General features: G+C 58.3%; 21 protein-coding genes. 3 read left to right on the forward strand and 18 right to left on the reverse strand.

The genetic code is table 11. The annotated features are described in order from the left end of the window. On the reverse strand, positions 1-608 hold a 608-nt coding region (locus JNL86_07605), incomplete at its 3' end, for an anthranilate synthase component I (protein MBL8042767.1). 21 nt (positions 609-629) lie between these two features. Then, positions 630-1,316 (reverse strand): LysM peptidoglycan-binding domain-containing protein, encoded by a 687-nt coding sequence (locus JNL86_07610; protein ID MBL8042768.1) that lies wholly within the window; start codon positions 1,314-1,316, stop codon positions 630-632. Positions 1,317-1,554: 238 nt separating this feature from the next. Here JNL86_07610 and JNL86_07615 point away from each other — a divergent pair, with 238 nt between their 5' ends. Genes JNL86_07615 through ligA form a run of 3 tightly spaced genes read left to right on the forward strand, consistent with a single transcriptional unit; the run spans position 1,555 to position 6,426 of the window. Further along, positions 1,555-2,508: an AAA family ATPase gene (locus tag JNL86_07615; GenBank protein MBL8042769.1), complete on the forward strand. Its 954-nt coding sequence runs from the start codon at positions 1,555-1,557 to the stop codon at positions 2,506-2,508. Further along, on the forward strand, positions 2,508-4,406 hold the full coding sequence (locus JNL86_07620) for a hypothetical protein (protein ID MBL8042770.1): 1,899 nt from the start codon (positions 2,508-2,510) through the stop codon (positions 4,404-4,406). Before JNL86_07615 ends, JNL86_07620 begins: the two co-directional genes overlap by 1 nt. A 7-nt stretch (positions 4,407-4,413) precedes the next feature. After that, positions 4,414-6,426, forward strand: a complete 2,013-nt coding sequence (gene ligA, locus JNL86_07625; protein ID MBL8042771.1) for an NAD-dependent DNA ligase LigA — start codon at positions 4,414-4,416, stop codon at positions 6,424-6,426. Here ligA and JNL86_07630 read toward each other — a convergent pair. The 16 genes from JNL86_07630 to JNL86_07705 all read right to left on the reverse strand — a co-directional run bounded on the left by JNL86_07630 (position 6,401) and on the right by JNL86_07705 (position 22,722). Beyond that, positions 6,401-7,714, reverse strand: a complete 1,314-nt coding sequence (locus JNL86_07630; GenBank protein ID MBL8042772.1) for an HlyC/CorC family transporter — start codon at positions 7,712-7,714, stop codon at positions 6,401-6,403. The genes ligA and JNL86_07630 overlap by 26 nt on opposite strands. 267 nt (positions 7,715-7,981) lie before the next feature. Continuing rightward, complete coding sequence (locus JNL86_07635) at positions 7,982-8,737, reverse strand: septal ring lytic transglycosylase RlpA family protein (protein MBL8042773.1); 756 nt, start codon at positions 8,735-8,737, stop codon at positions 7,982-7,984. 164 nt (positions 8,738-8,901) lie between these two features. Then, positions 8,902-9,312, reverse strand: a complete 411-nt coding sequence (locus tag JNL86_07640; GenBank protein MBL8042774.1) for an ACT domain-containing protein — start codon at positions 9,310-9,312, stop codon at positions 8,902-8,904. Positions 9,313-9,341: 29 nt separating this feature from the next. Then, positions 9,342-9,632, reverse strand: a complete 291-nt coding sequence (locus JNL86_07645) for a cupin domain-containing protein (protein MBL8042775.1) — start codon at positions 9,630-9,632, stop codon at positions 9,342-9,344. A 297-nt stretch (positions 9,633-9,929) separates the two neighbouring features. Next, positions 9,930-11,054 (reverse strand): fructose 1,6-bisphosphatase, encoded by a 1,125-nt coding sequence (locus tag JNL86_07650; protein MBL8042776.1) that lies wholly within the window; start codon positions 11,052-11,054, stop codon positions 9,930-9,932. 246 nt (positions 11,055-11,300) lie between these two features. Beyond that, entirely contained in the window at positions 11,301-11,693 is a 393-nt protein-coding gene (locus JNL86_07655; GenBank protein MBL8042777.1) for a hypothetical protein, read from the reverse strand. Positions 11,694-12,082: 389 nt separating this feature from the next. Further along, positions 12,083-12,370: a hypothetical protein gene (locus JNL86_07660; protein ID MBL8042778.1), complete on the reverse strand. Its 288-nt coding sequence runs from the start codon at positions 12,368-12,370 to the stop codon at positions 12,083-12,085. A 477-nt stretch (positions 12,371-12,847) separates the two neighbouring features. After that, positions 12,848-15,661 carry a sigma 54-interacting transcriptional regulator gene (locus tag JNL86_07665; GenBank protein ID MBL8042779.1) on the reverse strand — a complete coding sequence of 938 codons (2,814 nt, stop codon included), beginning with the start codon at positions 15,659-15,661 and terminating at the stop codon, positions 12,848-12,850. A gap of 39 nt (positions 15,662-15,700) precedes the next feature. Then, complete coding sequence (locus tag JNL86_07670) at positions 15,701-16,345, reverse strand: hypothetical protein (protein MBL8042780.1); 645 nt, start codon at positions 16,343-16,345, stop codon at positions 15,701-15,703. A gap of 9 nt (positions 16,346-16,354) precedes the next feature. Next, positions 16,355-17,404 carry a trypsin-like peptidase domain-containing protein gene (locus JNL86_07675; GenBank protein ID MBL8042781.1) on the reverse strand — a complete coding sequence of 350 codons (1,050 nt, stop codon included), beginning with the start codon at positions 17,402-17,404 and terminating at the stop codon, positions 16,355-16,357. A gap of 68 nt (positions 17,405-17,472) precedes the next feature. Beyond that, complete coding sequence (locus JNL86_07680) at positions 17,473-17,976, reverse strand: hypothetical protein (GenBank protein MBL8042782.1); 504 nt, start codon at positions 17,974-17,976, stop codon at positions 17,473-17,475. Between the two features lie 211 nt (positions 17,977-18,187). Beyond that, positions 18,188-18,820, reverse strand: coding sequence for an LPP20 family lipoprotein (locus JNL86_07685; protein MBL8042783.1), 633 nt, complete (start codon positions 18,818-18,820; stop codon positions 18,188-18,190). Between the two features lie 262 nt (positions 18,821-19,082). Next, positions 19,083-20,231: a hypothetical protein gene (locus JNL86_07690; GenBank protein ID MBL8042784.1), complete on the reverse strand. Its 1,149-nt coding sequence runs from the start codon at positions 20,229-20,231 to the stop codon at positions 19,083-19,085. 233 nt (positions 20,232-20,464) lie between these two features. Beyond that, a complete protein-coding gene (locus tag JNL86_07695; GenBank protein ID MBL8042785.1) occupies positions 20,465-21,439 on the reverse strand; it encodes an LPP20 family lipoprotein in 975 nt (324 codons plus the stop codon). A 3-nt stretch (positions 21,440-21,442) separates the two neighbouring features. Next, entirely contained in the window at positions 21,443-22,282 is an 840-nt protein-coding gene (locus JNL86_07700; protein ID MBL8042786.1) for a tetratricopeptide repeat protein, read from the reverse strand. Between the two features lie 32 nt (positions 22,283-22,314). Beyond that, entirely contained in the window at positions 22,315-22,722 is a 408-nt protein-coding gene (locus JNL86_07705; GenBank protein ID MBL8042787.1) for a hypothetical protein, read from the reverse strand. Between the last annotated feature and the right edge of the window lie 906 nt (positions 22,723-23,628).

Here is a 23,628-nt window from a genome sequence, read left to right on the forward strand (position 1 = left end):
GCGATCATCTTTTCGATCCGCGCCGTGGCATGGCGATAGGCCTCGCGGATGGCGCGATCGGTTGTCGATTCGAGATAGGCGTTCGCGACGACTTTGATCTTCTGCGAGACGTTGTCGAAAATCAGCAGGGTGTCGGTCAGCAGAAAGGCCAGTTCCGGCATCCCGAGACTATCTCTACGAAGGGACGGCAGTTCTTCGAAGGTCCGCACCACGTCATAACTCAAGTACCCGACTGCGCCGCCGACAAACCGGGGCAGGCCGGGTACCGTCACCGGCCGATATTCCTCCATCAACTCGCGCACACGTTCCAGCGGGTTGCCCCGGCTCTGAATCTTGAGGCGTTTCTTCCCGCGGGTCAGAATCAAATCGCCCTTTTCTTCATGAAGCACGGCTGAAGAGCCGCTTCCCAGGAAAGAATAGCGCGCCCAATTTTCCCCGCCGGCGACACTTTCCAGGAGATAGGCGGTCGGCCCCTGGTCGATTTTGGCGAACGCCGACACCGGCGTCTCATAGTCCGCCAGGATCTCCCGATAAAGCGGAATCAGATTACCTTCCGTCGCGAGACCACGAAACTCGTCCAGGGTCAGTGAATAGTGCTGCTTGGTCATACCGATGTCCGGCTGATCGCGTTACGGCTGGCTGACGATCAGCTTTTGCCCGACTCCGACGGTGTTATCTTTCAAATTGTTCCACTTGCGCAATTGATCCGGCGCGACATGGTATTTCTGACCGATGCGATACAAGGTTTCACCGGGTCGCACCGTGTGCGTCGTGCCGGTCGCCGAGGCGGCAGTCGCGCCCACGCTTTCCATCAGGTCACTTTGACCCAACGCATCCTTGGCCGTGCCGGTTGCTGACCCCAGGCCCAGATCCGATGGCACATCCGTCTTCAACGCTTCATCCACAGCCGCGGCAAAGTCTTTCTTCGGCGCCGCTTTTTTGGCTTTCGGGATGGTCGTCAGGCGCTTCATGTCCTCTTGAGCCCGTTTCTCCAGCAGGCTGGCCTCTTTCATGGCCTGCGCCTCCTCCTGAATCTGGGCTGCCTGCTGACGCACCGCTTCCACCTGGGCGCTCAGTTCACGATTGCGGGCCTCGTAGTCGCTCAGCTCACGCTTGCCTCGTTTGACTTCGCTGTCCAATTCCGCGCTGCGTTTTTCTTCCTGCGCCAGAAGACGCTGAAAGTTGAGGCTGCGCGCCTTCTCCGCCTCATATTTTTCCGACATCACGCATCCGCTCAACCCCAGACCACATAGGACCAGCAGCCCAAGGGACCGTACTGCCGTGCGCCTCATGGATCCATCTCGCTCAGTCATCATATCGCTCCTTCGTTGCGGCCATCTGAATGGTCGGCAATCGATTACCCCGGGGGAGAGTGGTCCTGCCGCATCCGCTCCCGGTTCGCAGTCGGCGAAAGGGGGTAGAATACGGTCCAAGGCAGCGAAAGTCAAAGTGAAATGGGCCAGTCAGGCGTTTGACCCCCTCCCTGCCCCTATGCTACGGTTCGCTCAAGAATTCCGATCCGCCTATTCTATCCAATCACCGACACAGAAGACCATGGCATCCAGTCCGCACCAGGCCGCAGCACGCACCATTTCGATCGACGGGATCACGCTACACCTGGCCCAACCGATGACGATGGCCCAGGAGTGGATCGGCAATCGGGAAATTCTGAAGCAACTGCTGGCCTGCTGGCTCGTGATCGATGAACGCGACCTCCCGCTCTCACCTCGCATCACCGGGCAACCAGGCATCGGCAAAACCACGTTGGCCATGGCGGGCGCCCGAGAGCGTAAGCAGGACCTCTACGTCTTCCAATGCACCGCGGACACCCGCCCCGAAGACCTGCTGATCACGCCGGTGCTGGCAGAATCCGGAACGATCACGTACCACGCGTCGCCGCTCGTCACGGCAGTGCTCACCGGCAGCATCTGCGTGCTCGACGAGGGCAACCGGATGAATGAAAAAAGCTGGGCCTCTCTGGCTCCGCTGCTCGATCACCGGCGCTGCGTGGAATCGATCATTGCAGGCCTGCTCATCCGGGCGCATGCGGACTTTCGCTGCTGCGTGACCATGAACGAAGACGCCTCGACGTATGAAGTGCCGGACTACATTCTGTCCCGCTTGCAACCGACACTCGGCATGGGCTTTCCCACACGCGACGACGAACTGGCGATTCTGCGGTATCACTTGCCCTTCGCCCCGGCCGACATGCTAGCCCTCACGGTAGAATTCCTGCAGGAGGCCCATCAACTCAGCCTCGAATACTCCGTACGCGACGGCATCCATCTCCTGCAATATGCCTTGAAACGACGCGCCCAGGATCCTGCCCATCCCTTGGCCGCCGATGCCGCCTGGAGAGAATCGCTCATCAAAGTCTTGGGCGAAGAGGCCCTCGATCTGCCGACCCAGTCTCGCAAACGCAAGCGCGCGTTGGGCGATCAGGCCCTCCCGCGCGGACTCGGTGATTTCTTTTTCGAAAGTGATGACCCTTTACACCCCGGCCGATAATGGCAGCGCCCTCGTCTCATTCCGATGCCGTCTTTCGTCTCTCGCCGCGTATCGACCTGTTTCCAGTCTTGCATGGCAGTGGTGATGTCGCCCAGGAAGTCCGCGACCGCCTGACCGATCGCCGGTACGATTGCCTGGCGGTACCGCTCCCCCCGTCGTTCGAATTGCCGGTGGAAGAGGCGGTGGTCGATCTGCCGACCATCAGCGTGATCGTACAACAAGAACGCGAGTCGGAGGACGGCAGACGGGTGAACTACGTCCCGATTGATCCCTGTCAGCCTGTCATCATGGGCGTCCGCGTCGCCATCGGAGAAGGCATCTATCGCGCCTATATCGACCGGGACACCACGACCTTCGAGCCGCTCCCCTTCGTCTCCCCTGATGCCTACGCCCTCAAGCAGCTGCCCTATGCCGCCTTTGCCGCCGCCATCCTGCCGACGCTGACGCCGCCGGAAGACGGCTCTCAGCAGCAGGCTCGCGTGGCCTGGATGGCGTTTCAACTCCATCAACTGGAAATGGAATATGAACGGACCCTCTGTCTCTGTCACCTGGCTGACTGGCCTTGGATTCGTCAGGCCTACCAACGGCGCACCGACTATCAGGAATCGGACCAGCAGGTCAGCCGTCCGGAACGCTACCTGGTCGAGTCGGCGTCGCTCTACTTCATGTTGGGTGAATTGCCGTTCATGACGGAATTGTATGAACGCCGCCGGGCCAGCGTACATTCAGACCGTCACCTCTCCATCGACGGAATCAAAGAACTGCTCTTGGAAACCCGGACACGCTGGCAAACGGCCCACGATGAGGAAGGCCAGAGCGTCCCGACCTGGGTGACACCGCAGTTGCTGCAGTTGTACCTGCAATACGTGCGGAATCACGCGCTCCTGGACCGTCGCCTCACACCGGATCTCTACACGCTCGTGCTCGCGGCCAAACAAATGGCCGGAGATGATTTTGCGATCCGCCTCCTCGAAACCGCCAAGACCTACTCGTACCAGGATATCGAGCACAGCCACCTGCCGCACCTCTCAGTCGGACTCGGTCAATTGGCCCTGCCTGACGATCAGGTGGTGCAGGCTACGAACCGGCTCCAGGGGACGCCCCTGTCCTGGCGCTCACTGTCACTCCGTCCTCGTCCGGCGCGTCGAACGAGTCGCCGCTGGTCATACCTCTGGAATCCCAATCGCCAATGTTCCTGGCCGCCGGAAGATACCAAAATTGAAAGCTTCCACACGCACGTGCGGGAACAGGCCAAGGCGATCATCGGCGCCGATCTGGCCAGAAGTGAAAAATTTACGACCTCGATGAAAGACGGACTCGACATCCGGGAAAGCCTGCGCCACTGGCATCAACGACAACCCGGCGGTCGCCCGAAACGGCTGGAGCTGTATGTCAAAGAGATTCCCCCCGCGCGGGGAAATGTCGATACGGTGATTTTTCTTTTCGATACCCCTGCCGACCCAGAAGAATACAACTGGCAAGCGACTTGGTACGCGGAACATGCGCAGGAGTCTACACTCTGTTTCTATGCCACGCCGTTTCTGGAGAACATGGTGGCACCCGGCATCGGCCAATCACGTTATGGCGGCGCGCTGTTCATCTTTCCACCCCGGCCGATTCCGGACATTTGGACCGACGAGGCGCTCGGATTCGCCAAGACACTCGAAGAGCGGTTGATCGCAGCCGGAGCTGTCCACTCACGGGAAACCCATCTGGCATTGGTGACCCCCGTAGCCCCCAAAGCGCGCTGGCGGCAGATCGCCAAACAATTCGGCCGGCGGCTGGTGCCGATCCCGCTCAGTCGCTTCTCGGGCCAGATGATCGATCGGTTGCGACGATTCCATGTGCTCAATGGACACGAGATCCGCAGTTTTGCCGCACAATTCATCCGTGAGTGACCAAACCATGTCCCCAAGTCCCATCGAAGAACGCATCGCAGCCCTCCGTCGAGAAATCAGACGCCACGACCATCTCTATTACACGAAGGATCGGCCGGAGATTTCCGACTCGGAATACGACCGACTCTTTCGCGAACTGGTCGATCTGGAAGCCGCCCATCCGTACCTGATCACCAGCGACTCACCCACCCAGCGGGTCGGGGCACCGCCGCTGGCGGAACTCGCAAAGGTCTCGCACGAGAAGCCGATGCTGAGTCTCGACTCCATGACCGATCAGGAGGATGTGTGTGCGTTCGACGCCCGCATGAAACGCGAGTTGGAAACCGAACAAGTCGTCTACACCGCCGAGCCGAAGTTCGACGGGCTGTCGGTCGAACTGGTCTACGATGAGGGACGATTTGTGCGCGGCGCAACGCGCGGAGACGGCACAATCGGTGAAGATGTCACCGTCAATCTTCGGACGATTCGCGCCCTGCCCCTCCAGCTCACTCCTGGCCCGGCCATGCCCGCCCACCTGGTCGTGCGTGGTGAAGTGTACATGCGCCTGGATGAGTTTCAAACGCTCAATCGCCGGATGACCGAGCGGGGAGAGGAAGCCTTCGCCAATCCTCGCAACGCCGCAGCCGGTTCCTTGCGTCAGTTGGACAGCCGGATCACTGCCTCCCGCCCGTTGACGCTGACCTGCTACGACATCATGGCGCTCTCGGGTCAGGCTCCGCCGACCCATTGGGACGAACTGGACGCCCTCGCGACCTGGGGCTTGCCCGTCCCGGAACATCGACAGCGTTGCCGGTCCATCGACGAGGTGTTGTCCTTTCATCAGCGCACCGACGCGATGCGGGACGAGCTGCCGTTTGAGATCGACGGCGTCGTGGTCAAACTGGACCGGCGTGATTGGCAGGATCAACTCGGCAGCAAGTCGCGTAGTCCCCGTTGGGCCATCGCCTACAAGTTTGCCCCGCGAAAGGAAATTACGGTCATCCAGGATATCGCCGTCTCCGTCGGTAGAACCGGCACCCTGACACCGCTCGCGCTGCTCAAACCGGTGGAGGTGGGCGGTGTCACGATCAGCCGCGCGACCCTGCACAATGCCGACGAGGTGGCGCGAAAGGATGTGCGCGTCGGGGATACGGTGAAGGTCGAGCGGGCGGGCGATGTGATTCCCGCCATTGCCGAACGCGTCCCGGTTCCGGGGGAAATACGCCGTGATCCGTTCGTCATGCCCGACCATTGTCCGGTCTGCGGATCGGCCGTCGCCCGCGAAGGCGCCTACTTTTATTGCACCGGCCACACCGTCTGCGTGGCCCAGCTGAAAGGCGCGATCGAACACTTCGCGTCGAAGAGCGCGCTGAATATCGACGGCCTGGGGAAAAAGACGGTGGCCCAGTTGGTCGATGCGGGAATGGTGAAAGACCTGGCCGATCTGTACAGTCTGACAAAGGAACAGCTATTGACGCTGGAGGGGTTCGCCGATCGATCGGCCACCCTGCTCATGGAATCCATTGAACGGAGCAAATCCGTCACGCTGGAGCGACTCTTGATGGGGCTTGGCATTCGTCAGGTTGGACAGCATATTGCCAAGGTGCTGGCCAAGCAGTTCGGTACACTCCCGCGACTGATGGCCGCCACCCAAGAGGAGTTCCTGCAGGTCCGCGAGATCGGCCCGGAGATTTCCGCCAGTCTCGCCTCATTTTTCAGTGAGGCCCGGAATCGGGACGTGATTGATCGGCTAGTAGAACGGGGACTCACGATCGAAGCACCGGCAGCCGAACGCGGGGCCGACAGCCAGACGTTGGCGGGCAAAACCTTCGTCTTCACCGGCGGCCTGACGGGGTACAGTCGAGACCAGGCCAAACAGCTGGTCGAAGGGCGAGGCGGACAGGTGTCGTCGAGTGTGAGTAAGAACACGTCGTATGTGGTGGCGGGCGCTGATCCGGGCTCGAAACTCGCCCAGGCGCAGAAGCTGGGAGTGAAGGTTCTGACGGAACCGGAGTTTACCGATCTAGTGACGCCTGCGTGACCGGAACATGCTCTTCGACCGGTTGGTCGTGAAGAGCGGGATGCTTGTCTTCTTTGTAGATTTGGACACTCTTGATGACCCGTGGATCCGCCTCATGAATGACCAGCCGGCAGTTGGCAATATGCACTTCCTCGCCGACTTTCGGAATCCGCCCCAGCTCGTGCTGTATCAGGCCGCTGATCGTCACCGCATCGTCGCCTAAATCCACCTTGAGGAAGTCGTTGACCTTCCGGACTTCTGTGCGTCCGTGCACCAGGATCTGGTTTTTGCCGATGCGCTTGATCAGCTCTTCGGTAATGTCCGTTTCATCGACGATTTCGCCGACCACCTCTTCCAGCAAATCTTCCAACGTGACGAGCCCCATGACGCCGCCGAATTCGTTCACGACGATCGCCATGTGACGCTTGTCCAGCTGGAACTGCTTCATCAAATCGTCCGCGGATTTCGTATGGGGGATAAACAAGGCCGGCTGCGCGATATCCCGCAGCTTCATTTCGGTATGCCCCTGGGCCAGCGCGGTCAAGGCCTTGGTCTTGTACAGGATGCCGATGATGTTATCGAGCGTGCCTTCGTACAGCGGAATGCGCGAGTACTTGGACTTGAACAGGAGTTCTTTCGCCTCGCGCAGGTATTGATTGCAGTCGAGCGAGAACATGTAGATGCGCGGGGTCATGCAGTCTTCCGCCGTGATGTCCTTGAGCTGGAAGACGTTCTTGATCATCTTCACTTCCTGGGCTTCGATCGCGCCGCTCTTGCTGCTCTGATCCAGCATGATCTTGAGCTCTTCTTCCGTGACGAAGGGCACATTGAGCCCCTTACCGCCGGTGAGTTTATAGATCAGCGGCACGACGAAGAACATGATCGGCGTCAACACCTGCTGCGCCGCGTAGGCCGGATAGGCCATATTGAGCACGACCGGAACCGAATATTTGGCCGCCAGGGTCTTCGGAACGAGATCGGCGAACACTAAGAGGACAAACGTGAGAATACCGACCAGCACCGCGAAAGCCTCGCCCAGCACGCCTTCCAGTCCCTGCCCTCCGAACCGATTCAAGGCAATGATCGTCGCCAGGGAGGCGGTGGCCGTATCGACCAGGCGGTCTCCCACCAGGATGGTCAGCAGCAGCCGTTGCGGATCGGTCCGCAGATGCAGGGCCATGTCGGCCCGCTTGCTTCCCGCGTCGGCCAATGCCCTGAGTTTCGTGTCGTTGACGGAATAAAATCCCACCTCAACGACCGAGATGACCGCCGACAAGAGAATGAGGAATATCAGTACGATAATGTCCATAAGACCTATCGAGGCTAGAGAACCCGAATGAGGTTGTGTGTGTGAATGTTGAGTGCGTGGATCAGTTCGAAGCGCTGGGTCCGAACTGCAAGACTTGCCGTATGTCGTGAGAAGACGACCAGAACTGGTCCTCTCGGATCACTTTCATCCATTGCGTATTACAATTAGCACAGGCAGGCAGTCGCATCAAGCGTTACCACAATTCCCTACCCGCCGCCAAACCATCACAATATCAATAATTTGGCTTCGTGGCCCGGATCCGTCATGCTAGGGACTCCCTACGAAGGCCCCCGCACTGTCATCCCGTATGATAAACGGGTCGGTATCGAGGGCCCGCCGTAGATGCCCGGCAGCCTGCTCTGCCGAGGCGTCGGTCTGAAACTGTCCTGCATAGACGCGGTATCGGCGGCCTTCGGGCAAATCGACGGCCACCACCCTGCTGCCTGGGTAGGCTCCGCGCAGGCGTGAAACCAGAGCGGATGCGTTGGCGGGATCGGCAAAGGAACCGACCTGCACACGGAGGACGCCCATCTCCCCTGCCCCTCCCTGGTAGCTGATGACACGCAGTTCAACTTCATCGGTACCACGCCCGACCATGCCCACCGCCTGTGCGCCGGCCAGCGACAGGTCCAAGATTCGCCCACGGGCAAACGGGCCGCGATCATTGATCCGGACGGTGACCTGCCGGCCGGTCGTCAGTGAACGCACGACCGCCACCGACCCCAACGGCAACGTCCGATGCGCCGCCGTGAGTTTGTGCATATCATACACTTCCCCGTTCGCCGTGCGATTGCCGTGAAAACCTGGGCCATACCACGAGGCACTTCCGCGTTCAACAAAACCCACCGGGTATCCCGGCGGATAGACAGGACGAGCCGGTGCCCATCCCGAGCAACCGTTCAGCCACGTGGTCAGAATCAGTAAGAAGAGAGGGAGAAAGAGACGACGGGTGCCGGTCTGCTTCTCCCTCTGCATGGAGGAGATCACCGGGATGCTGACAAAGCCTCCCAGCGGCGTTCTCACGTCGCAACGAGGCTCCGCGTACCACTCAAGTACGCGTCGCCTCGTTGCTTGCTACGGCCTTGCTGGAGAGTCTTTTTGAGCATCCTTCGATATGGATGAACGTGAAACCGCCTATGCAGCGGCGCATGGCCTCCTACGTGAGAAGCATGTAGGAGCGGAGCCTGCTAAAATTCGTCGAGCGAATGAGTGCGCAGCACCCCGAGCGCTTTCGTCGTGTTGGACACCGTCAGGACGACAATGGCGCGTTTGCCTTCCCGCGAGGGCGTGCAATAACCACATTTGACATTGATACGGGCTCTGGTGAGCGAGTCGGCCACCTGCTTCAAGGCCCCGGGCTTGTTCTCCAGACTGAGAATCAAGGCAGTCTCCTCGCGGAACTTGATCTTAGATTTTCTGAGTGCGATCCGCGCGGCGTCGACATCTGCCACAATCAACCGCAGTTTGCCGGGCCCCGTGACTTCTGGCGCGGAAAAGGCTTTGATGTTGACTCCGGCAGCGCCGAGTACGGCCGCCACCTCCGCCAGCACACCCGGTTTGCTCTGTCCACTCACCACAAATTGCGTCGTTGTCGGCATCGGCTCCTCTCCCTCCGTGAGTCAGTCCATCAGCCTGTCTGCATCCGCCTATACCCGTAGAGCCACTGAGCAGTTGTCCCACCGATATTTCTCACGGTGTGGGACACACCGGCCGGAATCTGGATTTCTTCACCCACGACGGGCCTCAGACAGCGCCCACCGAATTCCAGTTCCAACCGGCCGACGATCAGCATGACCAATTCGTCGGTCGCGTGGCGGTAATCCTCCCATACTTGACCGGGCGGATCAACCCAAAGATCACAACTGAAGCCGCTCGCCAGCCATTCCCGTGCCACTGCCTCCTGATCGACAGGACTCATCACGCTCCGTTGAATGACGACACCAAGGAAGTCGCGGAGCAACTCGTCTCTTGCATCATAGCGCGCATTGAACTCCACACACCGTCTCGCGTCAGCATACACTACGGATGTGCCAAAAGGCCGTTCGAGCTCGGTGAACGCCCAGTGGCCTGGGGGCGAATCGTACTCGTGCGGCACGGTGAGTCGCTGAGGTTCACGACGGGCGGAATAACGCGCGTCACGTTTGTGAACGCCGCCGAGATATGAGGCGGCAGTGTCTTTGCGAGAACGCTGCTCGCGGACGTTTTCCTCATCCTGCTAGAGCTGAGTCCATCGCCCTTCAAGTTTCTTCATGATCTGCGGCATCGTCGTATATTCCATATCCTCCAGCGGCAGCCGGTGCGGTTCGAACGGCCCATGCTGACGCAATACGTCGGCGGTGCGATTCGCATCCCGCCTCGCCTCATCGTAAGAAGGATCGTCGAACATATCCCGTGGCCCGATCAATCGGCCATTGGCGAGTTGAAACCCGAGACAGGCGACGCGTGGAGGGCCGTCGAACCGGGTCGGAGTCGCCTGTTTCACCGAGACCGGCATGAGCGGACCATAATGCGAGCCTCGCATCCAGCCCTCGATGATCCAAGGATAACGGAACGGATCCAGCACCTCCCCCACCGCCGGAAAGTTCTGCTGCGCACGGACGATCATGACCGGGTCGTCCTTGCCGACATATTTCCCGGCGATCAACGACAGCCGCTCCGTAGAGGTAGCCGCGGCGATGGTCCCGTCCGCCCTCGAATACACCGCTTTCACCGTATACTTGCCCGGCGACCCGATGAACATGAGCATGTCGTACACCTCCTCCGGGCAATCGAAGAAAATTTTTGTGTGCTTGTAGATGTCGTGGACCTCGAAGCGGAACCCCTGATGCAGCGTCGGGGCGATCACCAGGCCGGCGGTCGTGAACGGGTCGGCAAACATCTTATACAGGGGGAGATTCCACGCCCCGGCAGACGTCTTATCCGCCATGAAAATCAGCACCGGGTCGGATTTCCGCTCGACGAACTCCATCTCGGCGACGCCGGGCCCCTGTCCACGCACGTTTCCGCTGAACGCATCAGCTAACAAATCCTGCCCCGCACCATACAGATGAAGCTCCTTGGCCACTGCGGTGCCGGACTCAAACGTCTCCCACGCCACCCGGTGAACCGGTTCATGATCGACGCCGTGGCGATGCGTCATGATCAACTGCAAATCATCCCCACAGGCCGACACGTGATAATCGACCAGCAACCCCTTGCTCTTCGCTACAGCCAGCTTCTCGTTCGCGCAATTCATGAGGGCCGGGTGGATCGCCGAATGCCCGACAAACCCGCCGATGTCCGCCTTGATCACACTCAGCGTGATCTGGCCGCTGTCCTCCGCACGCTGTTCAATCGCCATGGTGCACCCCCAGGTGAAGAAGGGTTCGAGGTCGTCTCCTGGTCACAGAGACACCTGTCCTGACACATCCTCTTTCAGGAATGAGCAAAGGCAATGCCTGGGCAAGGATGGGGCCGGTCCGGCAAATGCGCTGGATTTCCTAGCCGGCTTGACGCCACACACAAGAGGTCCGTGGACAGACGCGACAGTCAGGCAGCGAAATCTGTAGCAGAAGGCAGCAGGCTCATCGATCACGTACCGGCAAGGTCAGATCGTCTTTCTTTTTGATTCTTGCACCGACCTGACACCCGGCGAGACTTCCACCCAAGATTGAACGTTGGCCGCGTTGACCGAGGGTTCACTGAAAAACCACGCCAGCTCTTTGGATTCACCACGGTTGAAGTGGAGCTTCTGCTCGCGGCTCCATTCTCCCTCTGAACTGGACAATCGGGCCCTCACATGGAGGAAGCCCTCCTTGCCCTCATTCTTGATCGTCGTCGTGACACGCACACCCGCGTCCAGGACCTCATCGACGAGACCCACATCCCCGAGTTGCTGCACGTCCACAATGTGGCCAACCGCTTCGCTTGCCGGGCCCCACCCTCCGACATAGGCAAGCCCCAGCACCGCAACAATCGCTCCGAACAGAAAGTTTCCCACCACACACCTCCTGGAATGAACATTCAGACGCGTCCGGCGTTATTCATGTTGGAGGGGCCCAGGTCCATGCGCCTCCGACCCCACGTTCAAAAAATCCAGTGCTGCCAGGATGCTGATCGAGACGATGAGCGCGAGTTCCAACATGACACCCTCCGTTCCGTAATGGGTTATGCCCATGCGGTATGGCAACCCTGGTGCCAGCGGGCTCGCAGGCAAGAGCGATGGAGGCAACGAAAGCGAATCATTTTGAATAATCAGAGGTTAGGCGAAAGAGGCAAGAGAACATGAGGGGCCAGGAGCGAGCGCAACTCTGTTTGACATCCCCGCATGGCGAAGGGACAGGCCGCGCCATGCAGGGAAGAGAACGCCGGAAAAAGGCTGAACGACCCCTAGCGTCGCAGGGCGATGGGAAAGTCTGGAACCGTGTTGGGTTTGGTGGTCGTGGGCGTTTGTTTCCCACCGGTGAGTTGATTGACCCGTTCAGACAGATACAGGTCCAGCATATTGATGCTGATCGTGCCCTTGCCCGTATAGTCAGCCTGGCCGCCCAGGCCTTCCACCAACGCCTTGGTAAAGGCGCCGTTTCCCCAGGCTTGATCTTCCAGCGAATATTGCTTGCCGGTGGAGGAGGCAAAGACCACGGGACCGTTCTCCGCGCTGGCCAGCTCGCTGACCACGACGTTAATGTCTGCCGCGCCTGGCGCCGGCAGTCAGGCCCCTCCCGTTCCAATCGATCGCGAATCTCCGGCGCCACCACATCCCCGCCTTCATGAGTGGAATCACGACGGCCAACGTCTGGAGCAGCAACCGTCTTCGGCCTTCGAATTTATCTTCGGATAAACACAGGATGCGAGCGCCTTGACCCGACTTTCAAACGCTGTCAGCTTCGCAACAAGCCTAAGGACCTGCGTCTCAAGCCAACGCTGGTCAGCGTCTTCTGAGAAAACCTTTGGTGGGTACTTGTATGGTTGGTCAACACCACCGCCAAACTCAGGAACTCTGATTTCTACTGCTCACATGCTCCCTCATGAACCACGAAGTCCGTGAAAGCCGCCATCACATGCACCATGCCGTACAATGAGAAGCCTGTCACCAATCGTGTAGAAGGCATCGTCTTCTCCACATTTGTGTGAGTACGTTCCTCTATGGTGACCCTACTCTCGCTCATCGGACTGAAGACGGATAAGAGTTGCCAGCGCTTCTTGGTAGCGTTCCGGCAGGTTCTTAAACCGTTTCCGACACCCGACCAATGCGGCCTCGGCGGAGGCATAGGTGGCGACGACCTTCTTCAGATGCTCAACATATTCCTTGAGCTTGACCTCTACCAGCCTGGTGAGCCCTGGCTGACCAGCCAAGGTCGATGCTGCCGCCCGCTGGTCGCCTTTCGTTTCAACCATCGCCTGGAAACACATGCCCTTCAACCGTTGCATCACCGTACTGCGATCCCATCCTAACGTGGTGCCGGTCGCCTGTAAGTCGAAGCTATGGTCGCGCAGCACCCGCAATAACGCCTGATCGCTTTTCCTCGGGTCTCCATCCGCTTCTGACGGTAGAGCCGAAGGAACCTCAGTCGTATCGCGTGGAGAGAGAAGCGCCGTTCCGGTCAATCGCAAGTCCTGCTCCAAGATCGTGTGGCCCTCTGCCAGTATCACGACGTTTTCAAGACACCGTTTAAGTTCCCGTACGTTGCCCTTCCAAGGCCAGCCCTCGAGGCGCTCCATCGCCCCTTGTGAAAGGACCATCCTGCTGCGTCCGCTCTTCGCGGTAGCCTCCTCAACAAACGCCATCGCAAGTTCTGCAATATCGTCGTGCCTTTCCCGCAGCGGCGGCAACTGCAGTTCGATACCATGTAACCGATAATACAGATCTTCCCGAAACCACCCTTCCGCAATGCCCCTTAGAAGGTCCCGATTCGTCGCGGCCACAACTCGCACATCGACCGCGACAGCGTTCCGATCTCCAAGACGGGTGACAACCCCTTCCTGCAAGACTCGCAGTAATTTCGCCTGTAGGTCGGGACGAAGATCGCCGATCTCATCAAGAAAAATAGTCCCCTTGTCGGCTTGGATAAAATGTCCCTGGTGATCGTGCACTGCTCCCGTGAATGAACCTCGGAGGTGGCCGAAAAGCTGGCTCTCGAAGAGGTCCGGAGGCACAGCCGCCATGTTCACCGGCACAAACGGGCGTGCAGACCGCGCGCTAAGCCGATGGACGGCCTGAGCAAATAATTCCTTGCCTGTACCGGCTTCGCCGAGTATCAGAATCGGAGTCGAGGTACCTGCCGCTTTTTTCAGATCCTTCCAACAACGCAGCATGGTCGGATCTCTGGTGAGGATACCGAATTGGGCGCATTCCTCCGCCAATGTCTGCAGTTCTCCCTGCGCGACAGGCGAGCGATGCAACTCGGCCGCTTGAATACTTTCTAAACGCGATTCTAGTTGCCTCACCGCTTGCCGGGATTCTGTCGCCTTGCTTTGAGCCACCTTCAAATCTCGCTGCAGGGACTCCAATACGTCGCGCAGTTGCGCCGTTTGGGTTCCTCCCGACAACGCCTCCGCCCGCGCCTGCTCAAGGTCCTCTTCCAATCGCTCGACTCTTGTCTCACGCTCCACCAACCGTTCTTGCCTTCCTGCCAATTCACGGTGGAGCGAGAGGCGCTCATCCTCGAGTTCCCGAATTCGCTCGGCACTCGCCCACCTGGTCCAGCCGAGCGTCAGGCCGGAAGCCCCGACAAGTGCCATCAGGGGGACGACAATCGGCATCACAATTCCGCCAAAGACAAATCCGCCGACCGCGGCAACCACATAGGCAACGCCGGTTGCCATCACGGCGACGAACCCCATCGCGAGCGAAAGTCCAAGCAGGCACCATGAGGCCCACACACCGGTCACCAACACGAGCCCCCACTTCAGCCAGGCAGGACTGCTCCTCAGGGCGTCCTCATTGACGACCGTATTAAATAGGTTGGCGAGAATGAACCCGCCTGGTGCCTTTAATTCGAGTGGCGTTTGCCGCTTGTCCGAACCCAACGCCGCGTGTAGGATCAACACGGCTTTGCCGGCAACCTGTTCGCGAAGTTCCTCCTCACGGCCTTCTTGAATGGCATCCCATACATCCACCAACGGTAGATAGGGAAACGGCCCTTCCTCCCAGCGCCCCGCATACTTGACTAAGATGTCGCCCTGTTCATCCACAGGAATGGAGATGTTGCGTGTGTGGCCGTCAGGAAATGTTGCGCCTTGAAACGTCAGCGAATGACCCTGGCTCAACGTGATCTGCTCCGCCGACACCCGGAGATAGGCAGCCGCCAGCGCCACTCCCATCGAGGGAATCGCTTGCCCATCGGCATTCACAAACGACGGAATACGTCGGTAGACGCCATCGGCATCTGACATTGCCCCGATGTGGCCCACGCCGCGGGCAGCACGAAGGAGACCCGGCAGGGGACCGACTATGTGTTCACCGCGGGGGAGTCTCTCAAGAACTCCAGGTTCAAACGTCGGAACGAATCGCGCCAACTCATTTCGAAGTGGGATGGTTCGCGTCGAGGCCACTCCAGCATGATCCACCAGAAACTCTGGGAGTGGGAATAAGACGTTACCGGCCCGCGTTGCAGCCTCAATCAACGCACGATCGCTACTCGAACCGCCACGCACTTCCGGTGTCATTTCACCAAAATGAAAATCCAAGGCCACGACCTGAGCACCAGCACGATGCAACCCGGAAATCATAGTGGCAAACACCGCACGATCCCAAATCCCCACACCGAATCGAGCATCACTCTCGGCATCACGGCCGATGAGGAGAAGGCGCCCGCTGTCGGGCGTAGCCCGATGCCACTGCGCGCGAAGGTCGAAGGTCTTGGATTCCCAGGATTCAATGAGGTTGGGGGCGACCAATGTGAGCGCAGCAAGAACGGTCGCAACCGTGAGCCCGATGACAAGACTGGTCACCCAAGAACTTTTCATGGTTTCCTGAACAATGAGTGAGAGGGCAAGGCCACTTGCCTAACAGTTCCGCCCAGGATCCGGATGCGCTCCCGGCGCGCCTAACATGTCCGGTGGCTTGCAAGGAGCCGACGGCTTCAGTGGTTTACCGATAGGGTCCAGACTCTCCACCTTCTCCGCCAGCGCCCGGACTGATGCCTCCACCTCTGCGGTCTCAGGCTGGCGCTTCGGTTTTCTCCCAAGCGCTTCGTCCATCTCGTCCCCCGAGGCCTTGGCTCGCTGTCGTGTCGCCGCAAATAGCTTTTCTTCCATGTCTTTGGTTTCTTTATAGAGTGCTTCGATCTCCTTCAATCGCGCGTCATATTCGGCCTTATCGACCAAACCAGCGTTGTAGCGATTACAGAGTTCGACATAGCGCGCGATGGTCCCATGGACGACCTTGTCCCAAGCCACCCCCGTCGTCCGGCTGAAACCGATGGATGGAATGATGTTGAAAATAAACTGGGCGACGGTGAAGGCCGCGGACACATTCATCGATTTGGTCTCGTAGACGGAACAATCGAGTTTCGTGGCAGGCGGCTCGACTGCCACGGCGGCCGTCAACCCTGGACCACTTGCGATCAGCACCGTCAACAGGGCTGCACAACAGGCCTGTCCTTTTCCCCACGCTCGCGCCGACAACCATTTTCGACCTATCGCTTCCATGACTGCTCCTTACCGACGCTTGCGAATTTCGCCCTGCATTTGCTCCATCTGTGTTTCCAGATCTTCGCTGACCTGCGTCAACCCGCGCATCAACCGATCCAAACTGAACGGCCGTACCGGCGGTAGCCCAGGACCAGCTTCCGGCTTCGCCTCAGGTTGATTTTCCAACACCGTCGCCGGTTGCGGCTTGGCACTCGACTGAGTGCGCCCGGAGCCGGCATCATTGCGCGGCGGAACTTTCTCGGCTTCGGTTGATGGCGTGGGGTCTTTTCTCACCTCACCAGGCGGTGGAGAAGATTTCGCATAGGCCACCTGCACGCCCTGCTTCGCCAACCAGTCTTTGGCCACACTCGACTTCACCGCGAAGCTGATGCTCGTGATAGCCAAGCCGTCTTTCGCCTTTCGCGCCATGGACGTATTGACACCGATTTGTTGCCCATGTTCATCGATGAGTGGACCCCCGGAGTTGCCGCGATTAAGCCCCGTTTCTGTCTGGAAGACATGCTTCCCCGGCACATTGGTGAAATTCTCCCATTCCGCACTGATCACTCCGGTCGTCAAACTCCAGAGGCCCCCTTGCTCAGGGTGCCCGATCGCAAGGACACGCGACCCAATGGCGATGACTCCAGGATCGCCCATCGGCAGGACCGGAAGCGTGGAAGCGGATCCCTCCACTTTCAACAAGGCGAGATCCAATTCCGGATCATGGGCCACCAAGGTCGCCTGCAATCGACGGGTGAGGTCGTTCTTGTCGTTCCCCGTGACCCGATCGGGTCGCAAAAAAACCCACAGCTTCTGATAGGGAGCCTTGGCCTCTCTGTCGAAAATCACATGCGAATTCGTTAGGACAAGACCGGATGGATCGATGATGGACCCGGTTCCGGACATTGCACCGTCCTCCGAACTGGCGACGACCAACACCACCGCCGGAGCGGCGCTGGCATAAATTTGAGCCGGCGTGGAGGCCCCGACCGGAGCGGCAAGACACAGAATGAATCCAACCATCACCCACAAGACACCGGGATGGGTCAGAAGAGCTATGCCCTTGTCGTGTTTCATGCTGCACTCGTCCATCATGTTCTTCTCCATTGCCGGGTGGCCCCCCAGGAGGGAAGTCCCCCCGTTCCTCACAACACCTCGAATTCGATCTCTTTGATGCTTCGCGCTCCCTGTGTATCCGCCACACTGATGCGCACGATGTGTTTCCCCGCCGGAATTTTCGCTCCTTTGATTTGAATGCCCTCCGCTGTGGCATAGTCTCGGAGCCGGTCGGTGATGTCGAATGGGAACAACTTCACCACGGTCACTTTCAGGCTACTTACATCGACCGTGCCTGTTTTCGGCACAAAGTTGATCTGAATTTCGACCGGACCCTCCCCTTTCCCGCCGGCGTCGGGCTTGAGGATTTCGATGGTCGGCCCAAGGTTGCTTTCCTGCTTCCCCACATCGAGAAGTGTCCCCCCAGGCGCCTCAGCCCGAGGCGCCAACGCCGCCTCCTGTGGTGTGATGAGCCACTCGTCCGTCGATGACGTCGCCTCCACAGCTCCGACACAGACCAGCCCGATGGACAGTACAACCCCAGCCACTCTCATTCGCATGCTGACAGAAGCACTTGGATTCATCTGTGTCATGATGTTCTCCATTCGACTCATAGTGGAGATATGTTCATCCACGCGGATAGAGACGCCTGTTTTTCCGCGCTCTATCCGCTTGCATCCCGTTCTACCCTGCGCCCCTTTGCGGGCTAGCGAACTAACCGGCTCCTCACAGACACCCATCAGTCGCGACCAGCCGTCTGATACATTTCGAGGCATCACGTTACGCGGTCATGGCCGAGACGTATTAACTGCGCTTCCGTCGATCAAGTTCCTGATTCAGTTCCTCATGAGCTTTGTCCGCATTTTTCCTCACGAACTCTCGCATGTTGGCATCCAATTCTTTGAACTGTCCGCTGGCCGCGGCATAGCTTTTCATGATCTCCATAAATTGTTCGATATCGAGCCGCGCCAAGGCATAGGCTTCATTTCGCTGCGGATTTTCCCAATACTGCACAATCTGCGCGCCGACCAGGGTCGCTTCTGTCACCTGTTTGAACGTGTCCTGAATATGCTGCTCCACACTCGTCTTATCCATGCTGCCTGCGGTCGTTTCAGCCAGGTATTGCTTCTGGAGCCCCGCGACATAGACCTGTAAGGTTGCCGCAAGGTCATTCCGAGATTGGCCTTCCGCCGCCTTCCGACGCAACGCCGGGTTATAGACGCCCGCACTGTTGCCGACCCCATACAACACCCGACGCTCGCCGCTGAACGCCGCCCCCTTCTCGGTCACCCACTTCGGCAGATCCTTGACCTCTTGAATCGGCGTATCCGTCCTGGCCAGAGGGCCACCTTGCTGGGGCTTTTGGCCCGCACATCCCACAACCAAAGTTGCCATCGCGAGTGTCCCCGTAATCACTACCGTCTGTAATCGCGTCATGTTTCGACTCCTCCTGTAAGAATGATTGCCCATCTCCGACTCCCTTCGTCTCTGATCACTCCAGATCGTGATGCAGGAACTTCTGAGCAACGTTCGTTCCTGCGCCATTTATCACGCTAACGCTCTGATTGATAAGCGAATTCATGCATCCACCGACTCGAAACCCCGCTCGACCAAAACTTCGCTCCCCGCACAATTCGGGGATCATTCCGCTGTCGCGTGGGGGAATTCCTGGTTTCTGCCACGTGTCACTCCCTCCGCGCTAGGGCGCGGCGATGGTCGGCGCACTGATCCGATTCACGAACAGGTCATCATAGGGTTGGCTTTCCTTATCCAGCACATTGGATTCACTTGCGAGCAGCGCAAGATTCGGTTTCAGCAGCGAGAGGTTCACGACAATGCGCTTCATACGTGCAACTGCAGGATCGCCGCCCATACTGGCGATCTGCCTCAATTCTTGCCCGACTCTCGGGATCGCCCTCGGCAGATGCACTCCAACAATGACCGAGAGGAAGCGCGTTCCCCCTAGCAGCCCCTGTGCGGTGTCAACCACGGCTTGGACATTGATGGCCAATGCCCGTTGTTCGACGGTGAAGGCGCCGGCTTGGTTCTTGATTTGCCCCAAAGCGATGCTTAATTGCTGTAAAGACACCTGGTACGCGCTGACCGCTTCGTCATATTCTTTCTTCTCCGCCTCGAACTGCGTTTCCAACTCCTGAAGGTCTTTGCCTGATGCACCATCATTTCCCTTTTGTACGGCTTCTTCTGCCGTCGACGGATTTCCGAACGATTGGCCTTTGAGCTGGCGAATTCTTTGGGCAGACTCCTCCACATCCCGATAGGCCCGTTCACACGTTTCCTCTCCCTGTAACACCGCCGCTCGAAATTCCTGAAGGTCCTCGCGATTCTCCGCCAGCGCCAATACCGCCTCCATCACATTGGGATGGAACTCGGCTGCCTTTCCATCGAACTGAGCACTAAAAATTTCCCGTTTCGGGATGAAGCCTGGATGATAGTGAAGCAGGCGAAAGAAATTCTTGTCGAACATGGGGTCGTACCCCTTCCCGAGGACCTTCTCTCCGATCGCATGCACATCGTCCTCGGCCGGGGCCTTCGAACGATAACTTCGCTCGTAATAGAGATCTGGTGGTGAGGTAAACAGCCGTCGTTGCAACTCCAGCGCACGGCCTGTCCAGGGCGATGGCTGGAACCCACGAGCCGACGCATACACGACTCGCTGCTGATAGGTTTCTTGGAAGGCGCGATTAAAATTTTCCGCGTTCAAGGTAAGCGTCCCCTTCATCTCCTGCGGCCACAATGATCCGGCAGACAAGGGCAGCCCTTGAAGCATGAGTTCCCCCAACTCGATCAATCGGGCTGCGGTATTGACTCTCTCCAGAGACGCTTCCACGGTAGGCGTCTCCTGACTCGCGGTCCAGGCCTCATGCCAGCAGGGCATTCCACATTTATGCACCTGCCAAGGTTTCATATCCATAAACATCCTGGTGCTTTCACAGCCCACCACAGTACTCATGAGGCCAAGTGCCAACACTCCTGATGACCCGATTCTTCTGATTCGTCCCCATTTGGCTCGCATCATTCTTCCTCCGTGTTATGTGGAAGCCGCCAGAGACAACGGCGCCCTCAATCCATCATTTCCAAGTCCTTTTTCATGGTCAGTTGCACCTTGTTTCGACAGTCTTCAGCCGCTGCGCGATCGATCGTTTGCACCTCCGCCCTGGCTTCGGCTCTGGCTTTGCATCGAACGTCGAAGGACGACACCTCTCGATCCTGAAAGCGTAGTCTTCCTGTCACACGAAAGTTGCGCTGACGAAATTGCCTATCGCCCGATAGCTGCTCCTTTTCCAGTGATACCGTCATCGCCCCGAAGATCGTGTTGGCGCGAGTTTGGCACTCAGCCTTGGTACTGTCGGCCGCGCACACTTCCAACCGCGCGTCGACCGGTACGACAATGAGATCCTCGCGGAGCACCTTCTCGAGATGCCCCACGAGCAGGCCCGCCATCTCGATGGAGGGAGGAGACAGGTTGAACATCATGACCCGCCGGAACTCAACTTTATCCGGCGATAACGTCAGCAACACCCAGACCATGCAGCTACCGCGATCGAGCCATCGTTGCTGGACCCTTGCCCCTTTGAGCGTTTGTTTGGTTTTTAGTTCTGTCTTTTGGCGAATTTGTGTTTGTTCTTCTTCTCCACACTGTCCTTCGCAGAGATTGTGGGTCAACTCATCAAAAATCTTCACGCTGATTTCGGAAGCAAGACTGCTCCGAGCACCATCCTCCGCCGCACGAATCTGTTTTTCAGGACTCTCACTCGGACCGGCCTGCCCCACCCCGACATAGTCTGGCGTGTCCGGACGGATGGTTATCCATGGAGGCCTCGGACTCTCGGGAAGAAACTCGCATTTGCCCGCACCGGTCTCGTTCCTTTCCACAACAAGATCCGCCCGACTGGCCGATCCACCAGCCGTCGTCTGGCATCCGGCCAACACACCGCATACCACAAGCACGATCACGCCTTTCAGCGCGCTGATAGAACGATCCAACCATAGAAGAGAGCCCATCGGCCCGTATGACGTTCGTAATATAGGCATCATCTCTCACTCCGGATTCTTCTTGAGATCCTCAATGCTCTTCTGGTTTTGCATTCCCCGATCCACGCGTGCGAGGGCTTCGACATACAGATCAGACCGTTTCAGATCGATGGCTTTCCGAAGATCATTCAGCGCCAGTTTGAACTGGCCGGTGACTTCATACGCAATCGCCCGGTTGTACCAAGCGCGATGTTCAGAGGGCTTCTCCTTCACCTGTTTGCCGAAGCTCTCGACGGCCAGTGCCCAATTGCCGGCTCCGGCAGCCGTCACCCCAGAGTCGTTGTCTCCGTCGACGGGAAGAAACATGCGGATTTCTGTCCGTTTCACTGGAAGGATGGCCTTCGCTGTGCGATTCATGACACGGTCGATCAAGACGTCGCGGACTTCGTTCGGAGGGGCGCCTGGCCTGTTGGTGTGTTCACTCACTACTTCCTGATGAATTTGGTTCCCCATGTACCAGGCCGACACGTCGGCATTCAGCGTACCGGAACCCAGACTAAGTGCGCAGGTCGTCACGCTTCCCTTGATCGTGAGCGTCTCCTCCGGTTCTGAAAGGCCAGGAACGGCAACCGTATATACTCCCGACTCAGTTACCTTCGTGATGAGTTTTGGCTTCAGTGGCTTCGCACACTCCACAGAACCTTGAAATTCTTCAACGTCTATATCCTTCACCTTCACGGGGATCTGAACTTTTGGCGGATGCATCACCTTCACCAACAACTGCTTTCCCTGACAGGCCGTCAACAGAAGCGCCAACCCAACCATTCCAATGACAGCCGGAATGGCACGGCTGATACCAGCCAGTGTTCCCTTCTGCTTTTTCACCGGCCCTGACCCTATGGACATCGTTTCCTCCTTTCCACGTTTCCTACGTGCGTTCAACGCACCACCGGCATACAGACAAGTGTGTACACAGTGCCTGGTTCGCCAACTTGGTGTTCCTTGCTGGTCTGAACCCATTGTTCGCGGACCTGAGCCTGCCTCAGCACCACATCGCTCCCAAAGCCTGCTGTTTCATCCAGCCTGGTCTCGACGCTTCGACCGTCCCCCTCACTCCTGAGCACCAAGTCTGTCTTGATCCGGACTTCGACGGCTCGCGACAACTCGGCCATGGCCGACGCCTGACTTCTGGCGCGAGCATCCTCCTGGTAGTACGTAGGCCCGCTGATGCCGATCGCACAGATCTCTTGACTGGAGACGGGAACAGCACTCAGCCACATCGGCACCTTCTGTTCAGCTGCGCATCCCGCCAGCCACAGGAGGAACGTCACCACCATAACCCGCATAGCCGTCCTTCCAGGCAGACCAGATTGGCCTCCCGTCGCTGGCATAACGTCGGATGTCCTGCTTCGAATTCGGTCTACTGTCGAAAATCTGCGGAAACGCCCGAACAGGTCACTCGATACACGAGCAGAACAACCAGCAAGGTCCATTCCCTAGTGACCGGCGCGTGGAAATTGAGTGTATTACGCATATATATGGTCCATCGCCCAGCGTCTCGTGTGGACGCTGGCAGTTCACGCCCCGCAGCGTGCGGGGAACATCCCCGCATGACTCTTGGAAACGACGCAAACAGCCTCGGCGGGAGTGATTGCCGAAGACGCCTGCTCGGTAGCGGACGAACGGCTGAATCACATAGGCGTGTGGTGCAATCGGCGATGAGAAAGGGGAAGAATAGGCAGTCCATCGATCAATCAATTACAATTTTAGACCTACGTAGTCTCCGAAAGTCGGGCGGGATAATACGCCGGGAACCCTGAGAACTCAAGGCCTTGGAGCCAGCCACCACATATTTCTTCGACAATTATTTTCGTGCGTTGTCAGATTTCAGGTAAGGCGGGAGGATGCGGGAGAGGGTGATAAGAAATACAACCATTACGCAACATACTGATAAGCCGTGAGTGATCGATCAGAGGCTGACTTGAGATTCCTCCTTACATGGAACCCTGCATTGATCCAAGAATCGTCTCTGGGGTGGAGTGCACTGCTGCATCCACAGCACGTTCGCACAACCATTGAGACGCGAAAATGCAACCAATCTTTCGCGGTTACCAAAGTCCCTCGAGGACCCGGTCTCATGAAAAACGTACATAAAAAAGCCGTTCCGGCCTTCGTTTCGTCAGAAGGCCGGAACGGCTTTTTCGGATACGGCGGTGACTCTTTCTACAACCTGACTGTCACCATGCCACCGG

Source organism: Nitrospira sp., from assembly GCA_016788885.1.
Lineage (GTDB): Bacteria > Nitrospirota > Nitrospiria > Nitrospirales > Nitrospiraceae > Nitrospira_A.

What these genes read in the sequence shown, in the direction of transcription:
- JNL86_07610 (MBL8042768.1), bottom strand. Translation starts at nt 1,316, where the DNA reads ATGATGACTGAGCGAGATGGATCCATGAGGCGCACGGCAGTACGGTCC.
- JNL86_07615 (MBL8042769.1), top strand. Translation starts at nt 1,555, where the DNA reads ATGGCATCCAGTCCGCACCAGGCCGCAGCACGCACCATTTCGATCGAC.
- JNL86_07620 (MBL8042770.1), top strand. Translation starts at nt 2,508, where the DNA reads ATGGCAGCGCCCTCGTCTCATTCCGATGCCGTCTTTCGTCTCTCGCCG.
- ligA (MBL8042771.1), top strand. Translation starts at nt 4,414, where the DNA reads ATGTCCCCAAGTCCCATCGAAGAACGCATCGCAGCCCTCCGTCGAGAA.
- JNL86_07630 (MBL8042772.1), bottom strand. Translation starts at nt 7,714, where the DNA reads ATGGACATTATCGTACTGATATTCCTCATTCTCTTGTCGGCGGTCATC.
- JNL86_07640 (MBL8042774.1), bottom strand. Translation starts at nt 9,312, where the DNA reads ATGCCGACAACGACGCAATTTGTGGTGAGTGGACAGAGCAAACCGGGT.
- JNL86_07645 (MBL8042775.1), bottom strand. Translation starts at nt 9,632, where the DNA reads ATGAGTCCTGTCGATCAGGAGGCAGTGGCACGGGAATGGCTGGCGAGC.
- JNL86_07650 (MBL8042776.1), bottom strand. Translation starts at nt 11,054, where the DNA reads ATGGCGATTGAACAGCGTGCGGAGGACAGCGGCCAGATCACGCTGAGT.
- JNL86_07665 (MBL8042779.1), bottom strand. Translation starts at nt 15,661, where the DNA reads ATGAAAAGTTCTTGGGTGACCAGTCTTGTCATCGGGCTCACGGTTGCG.
- JNL86_07670 (MBL8042780.1), bottom strand. Translation starts at nt 16,345, where the DNA reads ATGGAAGCGATAGGTCGAAAATGGTTGTCGGCGCGAGCGTGGGGAAAA.
- JNL86_07675 (MBL8042781.1), bottom strand. Translation starts at nt 17,404, where the DNA reads ATGAAACACGACAAGGGCATAGCTCTTCTGACCCATCCCGGTGTCTTG.
- JNL86_07680 (MBL8042782.1), bottom strand. Translation starts at nt 17,976, where the DNA reads ATGACACAGATGAATCCAAGTGCTTCTGTCAGCATGCGAATGAGAGTG.
- JNL86_07685 (MBL8042783.1), bottom strand. Translation starts at nt 18,820, where the DNA reads ATGACGCGATTACAGACGGTAGTGATTACGGGGACACTCGCGATGGCA.
- JNL86_07695 (MBL8042785.1), bottom strand. Translation starts at nt 21,439, where the DNA reads ATGATGCCTATATTACGAACGTCATACGGGCCGATGGGCTCTCTTCTA.
- JNL86_07700 (MBL8042786.1), bottom strand. Translation starts at nt 22,282, where the DNA reads ATGTCCATAGGGTCAGGGCCGGTGAAAAAGCAGAAGGGAACACTGGCT.
- JNL86_07705 (MBL8042787.1), bottom strand. Translation starts at nt 22,722, where the DNA reads ATGCGGGTTATGGTGGTGACGTTCCTCCTGTGGCTGGCGGGATGCGCA.